15 protein-coding genes are annotated in these 17,467 nt (G+C 59.8%); 9 read left to right on the forward strand and 6 right to left on the reverse strand.

The features are described from left to right. Nucleotides 1–25 precede the first annotated feature (25 nt). The 8 genes from ACTHND_RS18070 to lpxB all read left to right on the forward strand — a co-directional run bounded on the left by ACTHND_RS18070 (nucleotide 26) and on the right by lpxB (nucleotide 8,911). Entirely contained in the window at nucleotides 26–1,231 is a 1,206-nt protein-coding gene (locus ACTHND_RS18070) for a M50 family metallopeptidase (RefSeq protein WP_440179366.1), read from the forward strand. Nucleotides 1,232–1,302: 71 nt separating this feature from the next. Continuing rightward, nucleotides 1,303–3,732: an outer membrane protein assembly factor BamA gene (gene bamA, locus ACTHND_RS18075; RefSeq protein WP_440179367.1), complete on the forward strand. Its 2,430-nt coding sequence runs from the start codon at nucleotides 1,303–1,305 to the stop codon at nucleotides 3,730–3,732. A gap of 25 nt (nucleotides 3,733–3,757) precedes the next feature. Continuing rightward, nucleotides 3,758–4,471 (forward strand): OmpH family outer membrane protein, encoded by a 714-nt coding sequence (locus tag ACTHND_RS18080; RefSeq protein WP_440179368.1) that lies wholly within the window; start codon nucleotides 3,758–3,760, stop codon nucleotides 4,469–4,471. A gap of 19 nt (nucleotides 4,472–4,490) precedes the next feature. After that, nucleotides 4,491–5,507, forward strand: coding sequence for a UDP-3-O-(3-hydroxymyristoyl)glucosamine N-acyltransferase (gene lpxD, locus ACTHND_RS18085; RefSeq protein ID WP_440179369.1), 1,017 nt, complete (start codon nucleotides 4,491–4,493; stop codon nucleotides 5,505–5,507). Between the two features lie 7 nt (nucleotides 5,508–5,514). Beyond that, the gene (gene fabZ / locus ACTHND_RS18090; RefSeq protein ID WP_440179370.1) at nucleotides 5,515–6,003 is read left to right on the forward strand and encodes a 3-hydroxyacyl-ACP dehydratase FabZ; all 489 of its coding nucleotides are present in this window, start codon (nucleotides 5,515–5,517) and stop codon (nucleotides 6,001–6,003) included. Continuing rightward, nucleotides 6,000–6,794 carry an acyl-ACP--UDP-N-acetylglucosamine O-acyltransferase gene (lpxA, locus tag ACTHND_RS18095; protein ID WP_440179371.1) on the forward strand — a complete coding sequence of 265 codons (795 nt, stop codon included), beginning with the start codon at nucleotides 6,000–6,002 and terminating at the stop codon, nucleotides 6,792–6,794. The genes fabZ and lpxA overlap by 4 nt, the downstream gene beginning before the upstream one ends. A 139-nt stretch (nucleotides 6,795–6,933) precedes the next feature. Further along, on the forward strand, nucleotides 6,934–7,761 hold the full coding sequence (locus tag ACTHND_RS18100; RefSeq protein ID WP_440179372.1) for an LpxI family protein: 828 nt from the start codon (nucleotides 6,934–6,936) through the stop codon (nucleotides 7,759–7,761). Then, nucleotides 7,742–8,911 (forward strand): lipid-A-disaccharide synthase, encoded by a 1,170-nt coding sequence (lpxB, locus tag ACTHND_RS18105; RefSeq protein WP_440179373.1) that lies wholly within the window; start codon nucleotides 7,742–7,744, stop codon nucleotides 8,909–8,911. The genes ACTHND_RS18100 and lpxB overlap by 20 nt, the downstream gene beginning before the upstream one ends. Before the next feature lie 123 nt (nucleotides 8,912–9,034). Here lpxB and gltA read toward each other — a convergent pair whose 3' ends face one another. Next, nucleotides 9,035–10,324, reverse strand: coding sequence for a citrate synthase (gltA, locus tag ACTHND_RS18110; RefSeq protein WP_440179374.1), 1,290 nt, complete (start codon nucleotides 10,322–10,324; stop codon nucleotides 9,035–9,037). Between the two features lie 94 nt (nucleotides 10,325–10,418). After that, a complete protein-coding gene (gene gltX / locus ACTHND_RS18115; RefSeq protein WP_440179577.1) occupies nucleotides 10,419–11,831 on the reverse strand; it encodes a glutamate--tRNA ligase in 1,413 nt (470 codons plus the stop codon). A 142-nt stretch (nucleotides 11,832–11,973) separates the two neighbouring features. Between gltX and ACTHND_RS18120 the strand changes: the two genes are divergently transcribed. Then, on the forward strand, nucleotides 11,974–14,091 hold the full coding sequence (locus ACTHND_RS18120; RefSeq protein WP_440179375.1) for a ComEC/Rec2 family competence protein: 2,118 nt from the start codon (nucleotides 11,974–11,976) through the stop codon (nucleotides 14,089–14,091). Here the strand turns inward: ACTHND_RS18120 and lexA are convergent. The 4 genes from lexA to ACTHND_RS18140 form a co-directional block, all read right to left on the reverse strand. After that, nucleotides 14,088–14,789, reverse strand: a complete 702-nt coding sequence (gene lexA / locus ACTHND_RS18125; RefSeq protein ID WP_090643239.1) for a transcriptional repressor LexA — start codon at nucleotides 14,787–14,789, stop codon at nucleotides 14,088–14,090. The two genes, ACTHND_RS18120 and lexA, sit on opposite strands and share 4 nt — an antisense overlap. An 88-nt stretch (nucleotides 14,790–14,877) precedes the next feature. Then, a complete protein-coding gene (gene trpC, locus ACTHND_RS18130; protein ID WP_440179578.1) occupies nucleotides 14,878–15,672 on the reverse strand; it encodes an indole-3-glycerol phosphate synthase TrpC in 795 nt (264 codons plus the stop codon). A gap of 177 nt (nucleotides 15,673–15,849) precedes the next feature. Then, nucleotides 15,850–16,866 (reverse strand): anthranilate phosphoribosyltransferase, encoded by a 1,017-nt coding sequence (gene trpD / locus ACTHND_RS18135; RefSeq protein WP_440179376.1) that lies wholly within the window; start codon nucleotides 16,864–16,866, stop codon nucleotides 15,850–15,852. Further along, nucleotides 16,859–17,452, reverse strand: a complete 594-nt coding sequence (locus tag ACTHND_RS18140; RefSeq protein ID WP_440179377.1) for an anthranilate synthase component II — start codon at nucleotides 17,450–17,452, stop codon at nucleotides 16,859–16,861. The genes trpD and ACTHND_RS18140 overlap by 8 nt, the downstream gene beginning before the upstream one ends. Between the last annotated feature and the right edge of the window lie 15 nt (nucleotides 17,453–17,467).

Here is a 17,467-nt window from a genome sequence, read left to right on the forward strand (position 1 = left end):
TCGCAACGCGTCAGGGGAAACCGTTTTGCTGAGTATCATCGCATACATCGTGCCGTTCCTGGTGATAATTTCCCTGATCGTGACTTTTCACGAACTGGGGCATTTCAGCGTGGCGCGCCTGTTCAAGACCCGCATCGAGCGCTTTTCGGTCGGGTTCGGCAAGATTCTCCTGCGCAAGACGGACAAGCAGGGTGTCGAGTGGTGCCTGAGCGCGCTGCCGTTGGGCGGCTATGTCAAGTTTGCCGGCGATGAAAACATCACCTCCATGATGCCGTCGCCGGAGGAACTGGAAGCCTCGCGTATTGCCATCACCGAACGCGAAGGCGCCGAGGCGGTGAAGGACTATTATCACTTCAAGCCGTTGTGGCAGAAGTTCCTGATCATCCTGGCCGGGCCGGCCGCCAATTTCGTGCTGGCGATCGCGCTTTTCAGCCTCATTACCTTTACGGTTGGCGATCAGATCAGCCGCCCGACGATTCTGTCATTCCTGCCTGGGAATGTCGGGGAGGTGGCCGGGCTGAAGGTCGGCGACACTTTCGTCAGCGTGGATGGCCACGAAATCAGGAGCAACGAGGATTTTGTGACGCTGATCGCGCTCAGGGCCGAGACGCCTACGCGCGTCGAGGTGGAGCGTAACCACAAACTTGTCAGCCTGACCGTGACGCCTAAGCGGGCCCTGCTCAGTATGCCAGGCCGTGACAACGAAACGATCAAGGGCGGTGTTATTGGCATTTCCGTTGGCGGCAATGTGATCAGCCGGCCGGTAAATCCCTGGCAGGCACTGGTTATTGGCAACAACAAGACCTGGCAGGTGCTTGATACAAACCTGACCTATATTAGCCGTATTTTCACCGGAAAAGAGAGCGGCAATCAGATCGGCGGCATTGTCGGGATGGCCAAGACGACGGGCGACGTGACCATAGCGGCGGCCCAGGTCAAGGCGCCCCTATGGCAAATCGTCGCCGGCATGACTCTCACCTATCTGCAACTCATGGCCTATATCTCGATCGGCGTCGGCTTCCTGAACCTTTTGCCCATTCCCGCGCTCGATGGCGGCCACCTGGCCTTTATCCTGTGGCAGGGTGTGACCAAAAAGCCGATTTCGGCCGAATTCCAGAATGCGGCCTTCCGGATTGCCATAGTGCTGGTATTAGGCTTAATGCTATTCGCTTTCTGGAATGACATTAACAATATCGGACTGACCAAGTTCATCGGGGGGCTGTTCTCGTGATACGACTGACCAACCCCTTCGCTTTTTCGCCGGCCGTTCGCGCCGCAAAGACCACGGTTACAAGAGGCCATATGACCCTTACCCGCTCCCTTACTCTCGGCGTCAGCGTACTGGCCCTGACCCATCTGGGCCTTATGGCGACTGGGGCGCACGCCCAGGACGCCGCGCCGCCGGCGCAGGATGCCGTCCCCGCAACGGCGCCCGCCGATGCCGCGCCGGCTGCCGGCGCCGCCCCGCAGGAAGCCCAGGCCCCGGCCGCCGCCGAACAGACGGCCTATGTCGATCACATCGTCGTGGCCGGCAATGAGCGGATTGATTCGCAGACCATCATTTCCTACCTGCCGTTCCAGCCGGGCGTGACGGTCGATGCGCAACTGATCGACGCCGCCGTCAAGACGCTTTACCGCACCGACCTGTTCTCCGATGTCCAGATCGCCATGAACGGCAATGAAATGGTCGTGACGGTCGTGGAAAGCCCGATCATCAACCAGGTGGTTTTCGAGGGCAACCACGCCATGACCAAGGACAAGCTGCGCGATGAAGTGCAGATCCGTCCGCGCGGCGTGTTCACCAAGGCCAAGGTGCAGGAAGATGTCCAGCGCATCATCGAGCTTTACCGCAAGGGCGGCCGTATTTCGGCGACCGTCACGCCGAAGATCGTCGAACTGCCGCAAAAGCGCGTCGACCTGATCTTCGAGATCAACGAAGGCCCGAAGACCGGTGTTTCGACCGTCAACTTCATCGGCAACCATGCCTTCTCGGATAACGACCTGAAATCGGTCGTGGTCACGCAGAAATCGCTGTGGTGGAAGTTCTTCTCGTCGAATGACAATTACGATCCTGACCGGATGGATTACGACCGCGAGCAGTTGCGCAAGTACTATACCAATCGCGGTTATTACGATTTCCGTGTCATTTCGGCGGTGGCCGAGCTAACGCCGGACCGCAAGGACTTCGCCATTTCCTATACCCTGGATGAAGGCCAGAAGTATAATTTCGGTCGCATCACCATCAAGACCGATAATGACAAGCTGAAGGCCGAAAACCTCCAGCACGCCATCTCCATCCGTCCGGGCCAGCTCTATGAGAGCGACCGCGTCGAAAAAGCCGTCGATGACCTGACCTTCGCCGCCGGTGCGGCCGGTTATGCGTTCGTCGATATCCGGCCTTCGGAAGAGGCCGACCCGAACACGCACAATGTCAACCTGGTCTTCAATGTCCATGAAGGCGCGCGCGTCTATATCGACAAGATCAATATCGTCGGCAATACCCAGACGCTCGACAAGGTCATCCGCCGCCAGATGCTGGTGTCGGAAGGCGACGCCTATAACAAGGCGCTGCTGGAACGCTCCAAGATTTATGTGCGTGGCCTCGGCTTCTTCAAGCAGGATGAGACCGGCGTGAAGATCACCGAAAAGCCATCGGCCGTGCCGGGCAAGACCAATATCGAAGTGGCTGTGCTCGAACAGCCGACCGGCGAACTGTCATTCGGCGCTGGTTTCTCGTCGATCCAGAAGTTCATCCTTGATATATCGATCGCCCAGCAGAACTTCCGCGGTACCGGCCAGCAGGTCCGCGCCCGCGTCCAGACCGGTTCGATCCAGAAGACCATCGACTTCTCGTTTACTGAGCCGCATTTCATGGGCCGTGATGTTTCGGCGGGCTTCGACCTGTTCCAGAGCTCCTATCATTATAACGGCGTCGATTACTCGACCGACTCCTACGGTGCCGGCCTGCGACTGGGTTACAGCCTGAACGGCTTCTCGTCCCTGCGCCTGCGTTACAACTACCGAAGCGACGATATTACCTATACCTCGTCGGACGCCTGTAATGGCCTGCTCTATAGCTGCGGCACCGGCGTGACCTCCAGCGTCGGCTACTCGCTGGCCTTCGACCTGCGTAACGACTATATCCAGCCGACGCGTGGCTGGATGTTCACCCTGCGCCAGGACTTTGCCGGCCTGGGCGGCGACGTGAAGTATGTCAGTTCGGAACTGGAAGGCCACTGGTATCACGGCTTCAAGAAGGACATGATCCTGCATGTCTCCGGCACCGCCGGTTCGATCATTCCGTGGCGCGGTGATGCCATCCGCATCAACGACCGCTTCTTCAAGGGCGGCGATACGATGCGCGGCTTTGAATATGCCGGCATGGGGCCGCGCGATACCTCGACCGGCTATGCGCTGGGCGGACAGACCTACGGTATCCTGTCTACCGAACTGGGTATCCCCAACGGCCTGCCGGACCAATATGGCCTTAAAACCGCTCTATTTCTCGATTTAGGTACGCTCGGCAATGTTGACGATCGCCTAAAGATTGACTCCACTGGTAAGGCGCTTACCAATATCGTCGATGATATGTCTCTTCGCGCTTCGGCGGGTATCACCATCCGCTGGAAATCCCCGATGGGACCGGTCCAGTTCGATCTGAGCCAGGTTCTGTCGAAAGAGTCGTATGACAAGGTCGAGTCGTTCCGCTTCTCGCAATCCACGCAATTCTAACCAATACCCAGAGATGAACAAAACTATGAAAAAAGCATCACTCTTCCTTATCGCTTCCGCCGCTGTTCTGATGGCTGGCGCCGGCACCCAGGTCCTGGCGCAGGCTGCCGCGCCGGCCGCCGCCGCTCCGGTTGCTCCGACGCCGCCGACCTTCGGCGCCGCCGTTCCCGGCCAGTGCGTCCTCGATGAGCAGACCGCCATGTCGACCTCGAACATGGGCAAGTCTGCCTCTGACCGCCTCGTGCAACTGAAGGGCCAGGTCGATGCCGAACTTGGCGCCGAGGGCAAGGCCATCGAGGACGAATACAAGGCCCTGGCCGCTTCGCAGAAGACCAGCGCCGCCACCCCGGCCGGCAAGACCGCCTGGGAAGGTAAGGCTCAGGCGTGGGAAGAAAAGCGCCAGAAGTTCCAGGCCAAGGTGCAACAGCGCAACCAGGAAATGCAGTACACCCAGCAGGAAGTGATGCAGGCCATCTTCCAGAAGATGATCCCGCAAATCAACGCTGTGGTCACCGCCAAGAGCTGCGCCACGGTTCTCTCAGCCGACTCCCTGTTGCATTATGACATGACTGCGAATACGAATGGTGCGGCGACTCAAACCAGCTTCCTCTACGCCAACCCCGCGATGAACATCACCACGGACGTTGTTGCCAAGATGAATGCCTCGGGCGAGACCCTGCCGGCTTTCGATCGCGTTAAGCTTGACCAGCCGGCGGCGGGAGCAGCCCCCACGAAGTAACCAAGAGATAACACCGTTCATGCCTGATCCGCGTTTTTTTGATATCGGTTCAAAAATAGACCTGGATCAGGTGGTGGCGTTGACCTCCAGCCGGCTGATTGTGCCGGAAAAGAAGGGGAGCGGGTTCATTACGGCCTGCGCCCCTTTGTCGTTTGGAGGGAGCGGTTATGCGGCTTTTTTCAGTGATCGCCGCTATCTGACGAACCTGCACCGGACCAGGGCGGAATTCGTTTTCGTAACCGACGATTTCATCGATCAGGTGCCGGCGGCCAGCGTTGCCCTGGCGACGGCTAGTCCCCAGGCCGCCTGGGCGCGCGTGGCGGCGCAGCTCTACCGGACGCGGCGGCACGAGGGCACACAAGCCATTCATCCAAGCGTGAAGATGGAGGCGGACGTCACGATCGGTATTGGCGTGGTGATTGGCCAGGATGTCGAGATCGGCGCTGGTACGCGGATCGAAGCCTATGCGGTGATCGGTCCCGGCTGCCGCATCGGACGGGATTGCCGCATCGGGGCGCACAGCACGATCTATTGCGCCTTATTGGGCGACCGGGTCCGGGTGCTTTCGGGCGGCCATATCGGCGAGGCCGGGTTTGGCGTCAGCGGTGACGGAAAGGGCCTGGTTGACGTGCCGCAACTGGGCCGGGTTATCCTGCAGGATGATGTCAGCGTCGGTTCCGGCACCTGTATTGATCGCGGCGCCTATGACGACACGGTTATCGGCGAGGCGACGAAGATCGACAATATGGTCCAGATCGGCCACAACTGCCAGATCGGACGCAACTGCATCCTGGCGGCGCATACCGGCATTTCAGGATCGGTCAAGGTAGGTGACGGCGCCATGTTCGGCGGCCGCGCCGGCGTGATAGACCATATCGACATAGGTGCGGGCGCGAAGATCGCCGCCGGCGCCTGTGTATTCAAGGATGTACCGGCCGCCACCATGGTATCCGGATTTCCCGCCCGGCCGTCGCGGCAATTCCTGCGCGAAATGGTCTGGCTGGAGAAGAACGCAATGACGAAGGACAAGGGGTAAGACTTTAATGAGCACGACCGCTGATGATGCGCCGGATGCGACTGACACTCAGGCCAGCGTGGATTACGCTGAAATTCTCAAACGCATTCCGCATCGCTACCCCTTCCTGCTGATTGATCGCGGCGAAGACTGGGTGCGTAATAAATCGATGGTCGGCATCAAGAATGTCACCTTCAACGAACCGTTCTTCAATGGCCATTTTCCGGAAAACCCGGTCATGCCCGGCGTGCTGCTGATCGAGGCTATGGGCCAGACCGGCGCCGTGCTGATGTCGAAATCTTTGGACGCAGATGTTGAAGGCAAGACCATCTTCTTTATGTCGGTGGATGGTGTAAAGTTCCGCAGTCCGGTGCGGCCGGGCGACGTGGTGCGTATGCCGGTGGAGGTCGTGCGTCATCGCGGCGACATATTCAAATTCCGCGGCGAGGCTTATGTGAACGACAAGATCGTTTGCGAGGCCGAGTTCGCCGCCATGGTGGTTGAGAGCCCGAAATGACTGTAACGATACATCCGACCGCGATCATCCATGACGGCGCTCAGCTAGGCGAAGGCGTCCAGGTCGGGCCTTACTGCATTGTCGGGCCGCAGGTTAAGATCGGGGACCGGACCGTATTGAAATCGCATGTCGTCATCGACGGCGTGACGGAGATCGGCGCTGACGGCACGATTCATCCGTTTGCGTGCCTGGGCGGCGCGCCGCAGCATCTGGCGCACAAGGGCGAACCGACGAAACTGACTGTTGGCGACCGGGTTCTGGTGCGTGAGCATGTCATCATGCACACCGGCACCGAAAAGGGCGGCGGCGTGACAGTGGCCGGCAATGACTGCATGTTCATGGCCGGATCGGGGATCGCGCATGACTGCATCCTTGGTAACAACGTCATCATGGCCAATCAGGCGTCGATCGGCGGCCATGTGCAGGTCGGGGATTTCGTGTTTCTCGGCGGTTCCTGCGCAGTGCATCAGTTTGCGCGCCTGGGGCGTTACAGCTTTATCGGTGGCGGCGCGATTGTCACCAAGGATGTTATCCCTTACGGTTCGGTCTGGGGCAATCATGCGCGGCTTGAGGGGCTGAACCTGGTGGGTTTGAAGCGCCGCGGGTTCTCGCGCGAGTTAATCTTGGCTCTGCGCACGGCCTACCGCATGATGTTTGCCGAGGAGGGCACCTTCCAGGAACGTCTCGATGACGTTCTGGAGAACTTTTCCGATATCGACCAGGTGGTGGAGATCGTTCGGTTTATCCGTGAGGATTCGACGCGGCCGATCTGTTTGCCTTCGGATCATTGATACTGTCATGTTTCGGGGTTTGGGGCCTGTGGCCCCAAGCCTTTATTTTCTTCTCTTTCCCCGCCTTTAGGCGGAGAAAGAAAAGAAAGCCAAGATTTGTGGGGTCACGGACCCCACACCCCGTTACAGGACGGAGCTAATGTCCCACACCAAACTTGCCCTGATTTCCGGCGGCGGCGCCCTGCCGGTCGAGATCGCCCGATACCTCATGCAGACGCAACGTCCCTATACGGTTATCCGTATCAAAGGTCTGTCAGATGCCGAACTGAATGACCACCCCGGCCATACGCTCGGCCTTGGCGATTTCCCCCGGCTGTTCGAAATACTGGCTACAGATCAGTGCAAAGCCGTGACCATGTGCGGCTACGTCCAGCGGCCCGATTTCGATGCCATGCAGAAAGACCAGAGCTTGCAAAGCATCCAGGCAGCGGGCAGGGGCGGGGACGATTCCCTGCTGCGTCAGGTCGCCAAGGTTATCGCCAGCCAGGGCTATCATATCGAGGGCGCCCATGAGGCCGATCCGGACCTGCTGATCGGTTGCGGATTGCAAGCGGGGCCTGATCCGTCACCCGAAGCCATGGAAGATGCCCAGGAAGCCATGCGCATAGCGGCGGCCATCGGCGCGCTCGATGTCGGCCAGGCGGTAGTGGTGGCCGGGCGGATCACTTTGGCCGTCGAAGCGCAGGAAGGTACACAGGCCATGCTGGGCCGAATCCATACGCTCAATCCGTCATTGCGGGGAACGCTTGCTAATCGCAAGGGCGTGCTCGCAAAGCTCGCCAAGCCCATACAGGACTTGCGTCTGGATATGCCGACCATCGGCGTTCAAACGGTCGAGGATGTCGCCGCCGCCGGCCTTTGCGGCATTGTGGCGAAAAGCCAGGCCTTGTTGATTGTCGATAAACCGGCCGTATTCGCCCGTGCCGCCGAACTGGGAGTGTTCATCTATGGCCACGATGACCACTAAGCGCATCATGGTTGTGGCCGCCGAGGCCTCCGGCGACGCCCTGGGTGCCGGCCTGATCGCCGAACTGCGCCGCCAGGCGCCGGACGCCGGCCTGACCTTCTTCGGCATTGGCGGCGCGCGCATGGCCGAACAGGGCGTCGTCAGCCCGTTCGATATTTCGGAGCTATCGATCCTGGGGCTGCTGGAAGCGGTAAAAGCTTATGGACGCGTCATGAAGCGCGTCCGCGAAACGGTGGCTTACGCGCAGGCCGAAAAGCCGGATGTGGTCATTCTGGTCGATTCCTGGGGCTTTACCTTGCGAGTCGCCAACGCTATCCGCAAGGTGATGCCGCAGGTCAGGCTGATCAAATATGTCGGGCCGCAGGTCTGGGCGGCGCGGCCTGGCCGGGCAAAAACCCTGGCGCAATCGGTGGATCTTCTGCTTGCCCTGCATCCGATGGACCCACCGTTTTTCGAGGCGGCGGGCCTGAAAACCGTAGTGGTTGGCAATCCGGCGCTGAATATTGACCTGAGTGATGCCGACCCCATTGCATTTCGCAAGCGGATTGATTTGCGGGATGATCCGTTGCTGCTGGTCTTGCTGGGCAGCCGGCCATCGGAAATCAAGCGCCTGTCGCCGCTCTTTGCCGAGACGATTGCCAGGTTGAGCGTCGCGCATCCAAATCTTAGGCTGGTCATGCCGGTAGCGGATACGGTACGTGACCTGGTTGAGCGCCGTGTATCGGAATGGCCGGTGAAGCCGCTGCTGGTCTATGGCGAAGCGGACAAGCATTCAGCGATGAATGCCGCCAACCTGGCCCTGGCCTGTTCGGGCACGGTCTCGACCGAACTGGCCCTGGCGGGATGTCCGATGGTGATCGCCTACAAGGTTGAGCCGCTGACCTACTGGATCTATCGCCGGATTTCGACGCTGAAGCACGTCACCATGTTCAATATTATGGCCGACAAGCGGATCGCACCGGAATTTATCCAGGACGACGCAACGGTCGATAATCTGGTTCAGGCTGTGGATGAGCGGCTGGGCGATAAAGTGTTGCGCGACTGGCAGATAGCTGAACAGTTCACGGCGCTTGATATTATGGGGCGCGGCCAGAAGCCACCCGCTGAAAAAGCAGCAGCGGCGGTATTGGCGTTTCTCGGCCTAAGCTAATGGGCGTAGGGGGCGTGACCCCACAAACCTTGCCTTGTTTCAAAGAAAAACCCGGTCTATTGGACCGGGTTTTTCTTTGAATAGAGAAAAGACCTGGGGGCACAGCCCCCAGGCCCCAATAGTTTAGCCGCGTTGCGAAATCGGCGTATAGTCGCGCTGCGCAGCACCGGTATAGAGCTGGCGCGGACGGCCGATCTTCTGGCCCGGATCTTCGATCATTTCCTTCCACTGGGCGATCCAACCCACCGTGCGCGCCAGGGCGAACAGCACGGTGAACATGGTGGTCGGGAAGCCCATGGCCGACAGGGTTATGCCGGAATAGAAATCGTCGTTCGGATACAGCTTGCGTTCGATGAAGAATTCATCGTTCAGCGCGATTTTTTCCAGCTCCTTGGCGACCTGGAAGAGAGGATCGTTCTTGTCGCCGACGGCTTCCAGAACCTCATCGGCCGACTGCTTCATGACGGTCGCGCGCGGATCGTAGTTCTTGTAAACGCGGTGACCGAAGCCCATCAGCTTGTATTTGCGGGCCTTGACGCCTTCAATGAATTCCGGAATGCGCTCAGGCGTGCCGATTTCCTTCAGCATGTTCAGCGCCTCTTCGTTGGCGCCGCCGTGCGATGGGCCCCACAGGCAGGCGATGCCGGCGGCGATACAGGCGAACGGATTGGCGCCCGAAGACCCTGCCAGGCGGACGGTCGAGGTCGAGGCGTTCTGTTCGTGATCGGCGTGGAGGATGAAGATACGGTCCATCGCCTTGGTCAGGATTGGATTGGGCACATATTCTTCGGCCGGCACGGCGAAGCACATACGCAGGAAGTTTTCCGAATAGCTGAGCTTGTTGAGCGGATGCACGAACGGCTGGCCGACGCTGTACTTATAGGCGCGGGCAGCAATTGTCGGCATCTTGGCGATCAGGCGGTGAGCCGAGATTTCGCGCTGCTTCAGGTCATGGATATCCAGGCTGTCGTGATAGAAAGCCGACAGGGCGCCGACGGCGCCGGTCATGATCGCCATCGGGTGGGCGTCACGGCGGAATCCGGAGAAGAACTTGTCGAACTGCTCGTGCAGCATGGTGTGGCGCGTGATCGAGTTCTCGAAAGGCTCGAATTCGGCGGCCGTCGGCAATTCGCCATGCAGAAGCAGATAGCAGGTTTCAAGGAACGACGACTTTTCCGCCAGTTGGCCAATCGGATAGCCGCGGTGCAGCAATACGCCCTTGTCACCATCGATGAAGGTGATCTTGCTTTCACAGGAGGCCGTGGAGGTGAAGCCCGGATCGTAGGTGAAGGCGTCGGTTTCGGCATACAGCTTGCGGATGTCGATGACGTCCGGGCCAAGCGTGCCCTTCATCACGGGCAGATCGACGGCCTTGCCTTCGAAATTGATTTGGGCGGGAGTAGTCTGGCTCATATTACGCTACCTCGGTAAAAGGTTTAGACCGTTTGGCCGGTCCTGTGTGCGGCGCACCTAAATCGGCGTCGCGCCTGCTTTACAAACTGTAATCCTAAATGAAAAGACCCCCCGTCAGGCGAACAAGGGTCTCTTCGCGCCCGATCGAGGCCAAAAGCTTTGAAATATCCGGTGCGGGGTGGCCGGCTGACAGAATGCCGCGCAGGACCGGACCGATCTTGCCGAAGCCAATACCTTCATTTTCCACGAAATTTTTCAATTGTCCGTCAATATATTCGGTGCTCCAGTCGTCCCAGGTCAACACATTTTCGTGAAGACGATTGAGCCGTGATATTGTTTCCTCAGTCATAAGTTTTTTTGTTTTTTCATCCAGCGGCACTGGTCCTTTCGCCACAGCGAAGTGAACGGCCTCCGCCAGTTGCACGATGGTCTGGGCGCGTTCTTTTACCAGGGGAATGGTGCGGGCCAGGATTTCGCGTGCCTGGGGTGTTTCCGCATGGCCGGTGGCGGTCAGTTCGGCGGCGACCAAGTCGACCAGGCGCTGATCGTCGGCGACGCGGATCCAGTGGGCATTGACCGAGCCCAGTTTGGCGAAATCGAGGCGGGCCGGTGCGCGGTTGATATCCGCGATGTCGAACCACTCGATCGCCTGTTTGTCATCGAAGATTTCATCATCGCCATGCGACCAGCCCAGACGTGCCAGATAGTTGCGCATGGCTTCGGGCAGGTAGCCCAGGCCCTGGTAATCGCCGACCGCCTGCGCGCCGTGGCGCTTGGAAAGCTTGGCGCCATCGGGGCCATGGATCAGCGGAATATGGGCGAAGGTCGGTACCGGCCAGTCGAGCGCCATATAGATCAGGCTCTGGCGGGCGGCGTTATTCAGGTGATCATCGCCGCGAATGACATGGGTAATGCCCATGTCATGATCATCGACCACGACGGCGAGGTTATAAGTCGGGGTGCCATCGCTACGCAGCAGGATCAGGTCATCCATGTCTTTCGTATTGAAAGTGACATCGCCCTGCACCGCGTCGGGTACGACAAGTGTATCGGCCAGCGGTCCCTTGAAGCGGATGACGTGCGGCTGTTCGAGTTCCGCTACAGTAGGCGTCCGGTCGCGCCACGGCGAGCGCAGGGCGTGGCCGGCTTCACGGGCAGCCTCGCGGGCGATCTCCGTTTCTTCCTGGGTCATGAAGCAGGCATAGGCGCGGCCTTTTGCCACCAGCTCAGTGACCGCCTGTTTGTGGCGGTCTTCACGCGCGTGCTGGAAAACGACGGTATCGTCCGGCTTGAGGCCAAGCCAGTCCAGGCCCTCAAAAATGGCGTCCACCGCCGCGCGGGTCGAGCGCTCGCGGTCGGTATCTTCGATGCGGATCAGGAACTTGCCGCCGGTATGTTTAGCATATAGCCAGTTAAAGAGCGCCGTGCGCGCACCGCCGATATGCAGATAGCCAGTCGGCGAAGGGGCAAAACGGGTGACTACAGCTTGCGGTTTGGATTGGGTCATGGTCATTTGTACATCAGGGGGGACGATTTTGTGAGCGTCTTATAGCTCTCTTTGCCGGCAACCCAAGCCCTTTGTCGCTATTCAGAGACCTGTTCGTTTGAATTCCGTAATCGTCTTCCTCAAAAGCCGGACTGAGGCTGCGATGGCCCTGCAAACAGGACGCCTGTTCCTGTGGTTGCCGGTAGCCATGGGTGCGGGGGCGGCCATCTATCTCAACCTGCCGTTCGAGCCTGCCTTGTGGTGGGCGCTTATACCGGCAGTGATATGCCTGGTCGCGCTGGCACTGGCGCGCCGGTATGGTGCGAATGGTCACCTTGTCAGTGTGTTGATCCTTCTGACGGCGTTCGCGCTTGGCGCTGCGGTTTGCAAGCTGAGGACAGAGCATGTGAAAGCGCCGGTTTTAAGCCCGGAGGTGAGCAATTATACGCTTCAGGCATATGTGATCGACGTGGTATCGCCGAGCGAGGACCAGCCACGACTTTTGCTGGCGCCTATTGCCATGCGTGGCGTCCGTCCGGAAGGCACGCCATTGCGGCTGAGAGTTTCGCTGCGGCCAGGTACGCTGGAAGCAGTCGGAATCAAGCCGGGAGACGCCATTTCAACCTTCGCCATTCTCAATCCGCCGCCACCGCCGAACATGCCGGACGGCTATGATTTCGCCCGCAGCGCCTGGTATCAGGGCATTGGTGGCGTTGGACTTGTACCGGGCGTGCCGCGAATTATCGCCTCGCCGCCGCATGGTTGGCGGCTGGACTTGGTGATGAAGCTCAATCGCCTGCGCTGGTCGATTACCGAACGATTGGTGCAGACGACCGCGCCGGATTGGAAGAACGGCCACGCCATCGGCGGCTTCGCTGCGGCGCTGGTCACCGGGCATGAGAATTTCATCCCGCAAAGCCTGATCCAGGACATGCGCGATTCCGGGCTGGCGCACATCTTGTCGATTTCCGGTGTTCACATGGCGATTGTTGGCGGCTTCATCTTCTTCGCCTTGCGCGGGCTGATGGCCTGCGTGCAGTGGCTGGCCCTGCATGTGCCGGTCAAGAAATGGGCGGCGGGTCTGAGTATTATCTGTATCCTGCTCTATCTCGCCCTGTCAGGCTCCCCCGCGCCGGCAGTGCGCTCTGCGGTGGTTGCCTGCGTCGCGTTTGGCGCTATCCTGCTCGATCGGCGCGCGCTCAGCCTGCGGGCGCTGGCGATCGCCGCGATCGTGGTCATTTGCCTGACGCCGGAAGCGGTGATCCAGCCCGGTTTCCAGATGTCCTTCAGCGCCACGGCGGCGTTGCTGGCCTTGGCGGAAAGCCTGAAGAAACCGGTAGGGGAAATCAGCGTGCCGATGTGGGTGAAGGCGATCCAGTCGGCTGTGCGCGGGGTGTGGCTGTCATTGCTGGCCTCGGTGGTCGCCACGGCCGCCACAACGCCCTTCGCCATTGCCTATTTCAACCGGTTTTCGGTCTATGGTCTGTTATCAAACCTGTTCGAGGCACCGGTGACGGCCTTCATCGTCATGCCGGCCCTGGCTCTGGGGACGGTTTTCAGTGCCACGCCTTTAGGCGGCACAGCCTTGCGCGTCGCGGGTTTTGGGCTATGGCTGATCGAACGCATCGCTGCCCTGACTTCCCACCTGCCGCAGGCGGTGATCAACTGGCCCAGTGCGCCGCCCTATGTGCTGGGCATAGCCTTCATCGGTCTGCTGTGGATTTGCCTAGTGCGCGGCAAGGCGCGCTGGGCCGGCCTGCTGGCGGCGACGACCATCCTTTGGTGGCCGCGTGTGGCGCCGCCGGATGTGTGGATCGATCCGGAAGGCGGCAATGCGGCGATCCGTGTGGGGGATAGTGCCTATGTGGTGCGCTCCAGGGGCCGGCAATATGGCTTTGAGCAATGGACTCAGCACTATGGCTTGAAATTACTGGATGACCCTTCCAGGGATCAAAACTATGCCTGCAAGGGCTATGCTTGCGTGCCCCTTCCGCAAAATCCGTTCCGGATCGGGTTCTGGTTCAGCAACAGGCCGCCGAAAGCGGAGCGGTTGACTGAGTTGTGCCTTGCCAGCGACCTGGTGGTCATGCGCAATCCAATGGGGGACTGGCCAGCGCAATGCCGCGGCGTCAATCATATCACCGCCGGTGATTTCCGTACATTGGGGGCTTTGGAACTGACGCGTACAAAAAAGGGCTGGGCGATCAAGGCCGCCCAGCCCCTGAGAGGCAATCGCTACTGGTCTCGGCCTTCGGAGGCCGAAGGCGACGCTTCATTTTAGTGGTACTTGCGCATCAGGCCGACGAGACGTCCCTGAACCTTGACCTGGCCATCATTATAGATCTGCGTCTTGTAGTTCGGATTGGCGGCTTCCAAGGCGATCGACGCCCCCTTCTTGCGCAGGCGCTTGAGCGTGGCGGTCTCGTCATCGACCAGGGCCACGACGATCTCGCCAGACTGTGCCGTGTCTGTTTTCTTGATTACGACATAGTCACCATTGAGAATGCCGGCATTGATCATGGAATCGCCCTCGATTTCGAGGACATAATGCTCGCCGGCGCCCAGCATGGATTCGGGAATATGCAGGCGGTCGCGTTCATGACCCATGGCCTCGATCGGCACGCCGGCGGCGATTTTGCCCAAAAGCGGCAATTCGCGTGTGTCGTCATTGACCGCCTTGGGGGCTTCGGGAGCGGGCCTGCTGCCTTCCACCACTTGCGGCACAAAAGCCTGGCGGCCACGCGGCGGGGCAGAGGCCGTGGCCTGGTCCGGCAGCTTGATGACTTCCAGCGCCCGCGCCCGGTGCGCCAGACGGCGAATGAAGCCGCGTTCCTCTAGGGCCGTAATCAGCCGGTGAATGCCCGACTTGGACGCCAGATCAAGCGCCTCCTTCATCTCATCGAACGAAGGAGACACGCCGGTCTCCTTGATCCGTTCATGAATGAACATCAGGAGTTCGCGTTGTTTGGTCGTCAGCATGGCAAAACCTCAAGCAGCGCTCGTTCCCCAATTTTCGGGAACAAGTCATGAACCTATGCCTGATGTTCTATATGTGTTCTTGTTAATGTCAAGCTAACGACAAGAGTTTTTTTGTCGCCGCCGTTACATCGCCCTGTCGCATAAGGCTTTCGCCTACCAGCATGGCCGTGGCGCCGGTACGAGCCAGCCGCTTGACATCGAATGGCGTGAAGATACCGCTTTCCGCCACCAGGATATGTTCCGGCGTCACCATGGGCGCCAGTTCTTCGGTTACAGCCAGATCGACATGGAAATCCCTGAGATTACGGTTATTTATGCCGATCAGCTTGGAGTTCAGCTTAAGTGCCCGCGTCATTTCCTCGGCATTGTGGACCTCGACGAGCGCGTCCATGCCATAATGATGGGCGGTGTCGATCAGGTCGGCGGCGAGGGAATCATCGATCATCGCCATGATGACAAGAATGGCATCGGCGCCGATGGCACGCGATTCGGTCACCTGCCAGGTATCGACGAGAAATTCCTTGCGAATGCAGGGCAGGGATACGGCCGCACGCGCCGACTGGAAGTGTGATTCGTGGCCCATGAAACTGGGATTGTCGGTCAGGATCGACAGGCAGGATGCGCCGCCGGCCTCATAGCACTGGGCCAGGTAGTTGGGGTCGAAGTCCTCGCGGATCAGGCCCTTTGACGGGCTGGCCTTCTTGATTTCGGCAATCAGCGAGAGGCTGTTTGGCTGCTTGTTGGCGACCAGGGCCCTGGCAAAGCCGCGGGGCGCGCCCACCGCCGCTATCTGGGATTCGAGGCTGTCCAGCGTGGTCTTGACGCGGCGCGTGGCGACATCTTCGCGCTTGTAGGTGGCGATCCTGTCGAGAATATCCAGCATATCGTCTCCTGTGGGTTCAGTCATATCCAGCCTAACATGCCGCGTCATCACGCGGGATCAACAGTTGCGTTATAGAGCGCAATCCGACAAAGTGTGCAGCACTTTTCGGGCAAATTGCGCGTGAAAACAAAAAACTAGAGCAGTATTTTGATCCAACTCAAAATACTGCTCTAGGTGTTACACCGCCTGGGTAGTGGCAATGAGTGTGTCAAGCGCCCGCCTGGCCCGGCCATCGTCAATGACTTCGGCCGCCTTTTCGACGCCTTCGCGCAGGGTCTCGACCGTATCGGCCACGAGGAAAGCCGCGGCGGCATTGAGCATCACGATATCGCGGTAGGCGCTTTTCTCGCCGTCCAGCAGGGCGGCCAGTTCAGCGGCGTTATGCTCCGGCGCGCCGCCTGTGATATCGGCCAAAGCCGCGCGGGGCAGGCCCACCGCTTCCGGCGTTATCTTGAACAGGCGCAAGAAGCCATCGCGCCATTCGGCGACATCGGTTTCGCCCGTCGTGGTCAGTTCGTCTAGGCCGGAACCATGGACGGACCATGCTTTGACGGCGCCCAACTGTCCCAGCGCCTGAGCTATGGGTTCGACAAAGCGCGGCGAGGGGACGCCTACGACCTGACGCTTCGCGCCGGCCGGATTGCTGAGCGGCCCCAGCAGGTTGAAGATAGTGCGAAAGCCCAGTTGCTGGCGGATTGGCGAGACATGCCGCATGGCGCCATGATGCGATTGCGCGAACATGAAGCAGATGCCGGCCTCATCAAGCGCCCGGCGCTGCTGTTCGAGGGTAGCGTCGATATTGACGCCCAGCGCCGCCAGCACATCGGCGGTGCCAGATTTCGAGGTAATGGCGCGGTTGCCGTGCTTGGCCACTTTCAGCCCGCCGCCTGCCGCCACGAAACCCACGGCAGTCGAGATATTCAGCGTGTGCAGGCCGTCACCGCCGGTGCCGCAGACATCAATGACGTCATACGGATGATCCAGATGGATGGCGGCCTTGCGCATGGCGCGGGCGCAGGCGGCGATTTCACCGACCGTCTCGCCGCGGATGCGGATGGCGGTGATAGCCGCGGCCACCTGGGCGGGCGTCGGTTCGCCGCGCAGGCAGGCGGAAAAGAACTGTTCGGCGTCTTCCTCATTGAGGGTTTGGCCTTCGGCGAGCTTGGCCAGCAGGGGCTTGAAGGCGTCAGACATAGAGATTGTGGCTTTCGATGCCGGCCAGATTGAGGAAGTTGGCCAGCAACTGATGGCCGCCTTCGGTGGCGATCGATTCCGGGTGGAACTGGACGCCGTGGATCGGGCGCGTCTTGTGCTGGACGCCCATGATCTCGCCGTCATCGGTCCAGGCGGTGACTTCCAGATCGTCGGGCAGGGTCTCGCGCTTTACGGCCAGCGAATGATAACGCGTTGCTGTAAAAGGATTGGGCAAGTCTTTGAAAATACCCTTATTATTGTGATGGATCAGGCTGGTCTTGCCGTGCATCAGGGTCTTGGCGCGGATGACATCGCCGCCGTAAGCCTGGCCGATGGACTGGTGACCGAGGCAGACGCCGAGTACCGGCATGTTTTCCGGTGCGGCGCGAAGCAGCGGCAGGCAGATTCCGGCCTGATCGGGCGCGCAGGGGCCCGGCGACAGGAGGATGGCTTGCGGTTTCAGGGCCAGGGCATCCTGAACGCTCAGGGCATCGTTACGCCAGACCTGCGTTTCCGCGCCCAGTTCCGCGAGGTAATGGACGAGATTGTAGGTAAAGCTGTCGTAATTATCGATGACCAGGATCATTGGCACCCTCCGTCG

Source organism: Asticcacaulis sp., assembly GCF_051954415.1.
Taxonomy (GTDB): domain Bacteria; phylum Pseudomonadota; class Alphaproteobacteria; order Caulobacterales; family Caulobacteraceae; genus Asticcacaulis.

Bases quoted from the DNA above. Each gene is read 5' to 3' on its own strand.
- gltX (WP_440179577.1), bottom strand. From the start codon at position 11,831: ATGACCCAATCCAAACCGCAAGCTGTAGTCACCCGTTTTGCCCCTTCG.
- ACTHND_RS18140 (WP_440179377.1), bottom strand. From the start codon at position 17,452: ATGATCCTGGTCATCGATAATTACGACAGCTTTACCTACAATCTCGTC.
- ACTHND_RS18080 (WP_440179368.1), top strand. From the start codon at position 3,758: ATGAAAAAAGCATCACTCTTCCTTATCGCTTCCGCCGCTGTTCTGATG.
- lexA (WP_090643239.1), bottom strand. From the start codon at position 14,789: ATGCTGACGACCAAACAACGCGAACTCCTGATGTTCATTCATGAACGG.
- trpD (WP_440179376.1), bottom strand. From the start codon at position 16,866: ATGTCTGACGCCTTCAAGCCCCTGCTGGCCAAGCTCGCCGAAGGCCAA.
- lpxB (WP_440179373.1), top strand. From the start codon at position 7,742: ATGGCCACGATGACCACTAAGCGCATCATGGTTGTGGCCGCCGAGGCC.
- lpxD (WP_440179369.1), top strand. From the start codon at position 4,491: ATGCCTGATCCGCGTTTTTTTGATATCGGTTCAAAAATAGACCTGGAT.
- fabZ (WP_440179370.1), top strand. From the start codon at position 5,515: ATGAGCACGACCGCTGATGATGCGCCGGATGCGACTGACACTCAGGCC.
- lpxA (WP_440179371.1), top strand. From the start codon at position 6,000: ATGACTGTAACGATACATCCGACCGCGATCATCCATGACGGCGCTCAG.
- gltA (WP_440179374.1), bottom strand. From the start codon at position 10,324: ATGAGCCAGACTACTCCCGCCCAAATCAATTTCGAAGGCAAGGCCGTC.
- ACTHND_RS18100 (WP_440179372.1), top strand. From the start codon at position 6,934: ATGTCCCACACCAAACTTGCCCTGATTTCCGGCGGCGGCGCCCTGCCG.
- bamA (WP_440179367.1), top strand. From the start codon at position 1,303: ATGACCCTTACCCGCTCCCTTACTCTCGGCGTCAGCGTACTGGCCCTG.
- ACTHND_RS18120 (WP_440179375.1), top strand. From the start codon at position 11,974: ATGGCCCTGCAAACAGGACGCCTGTTCCTGTGGTTGCCGGTAGCCATG.
- trpC (WP_440179578.1), bottom strand. From the start codon at position 15,672: ATGCTGGATATTCTCGACAGGATCGCCACCTACAAGCGCGAAGATGTC.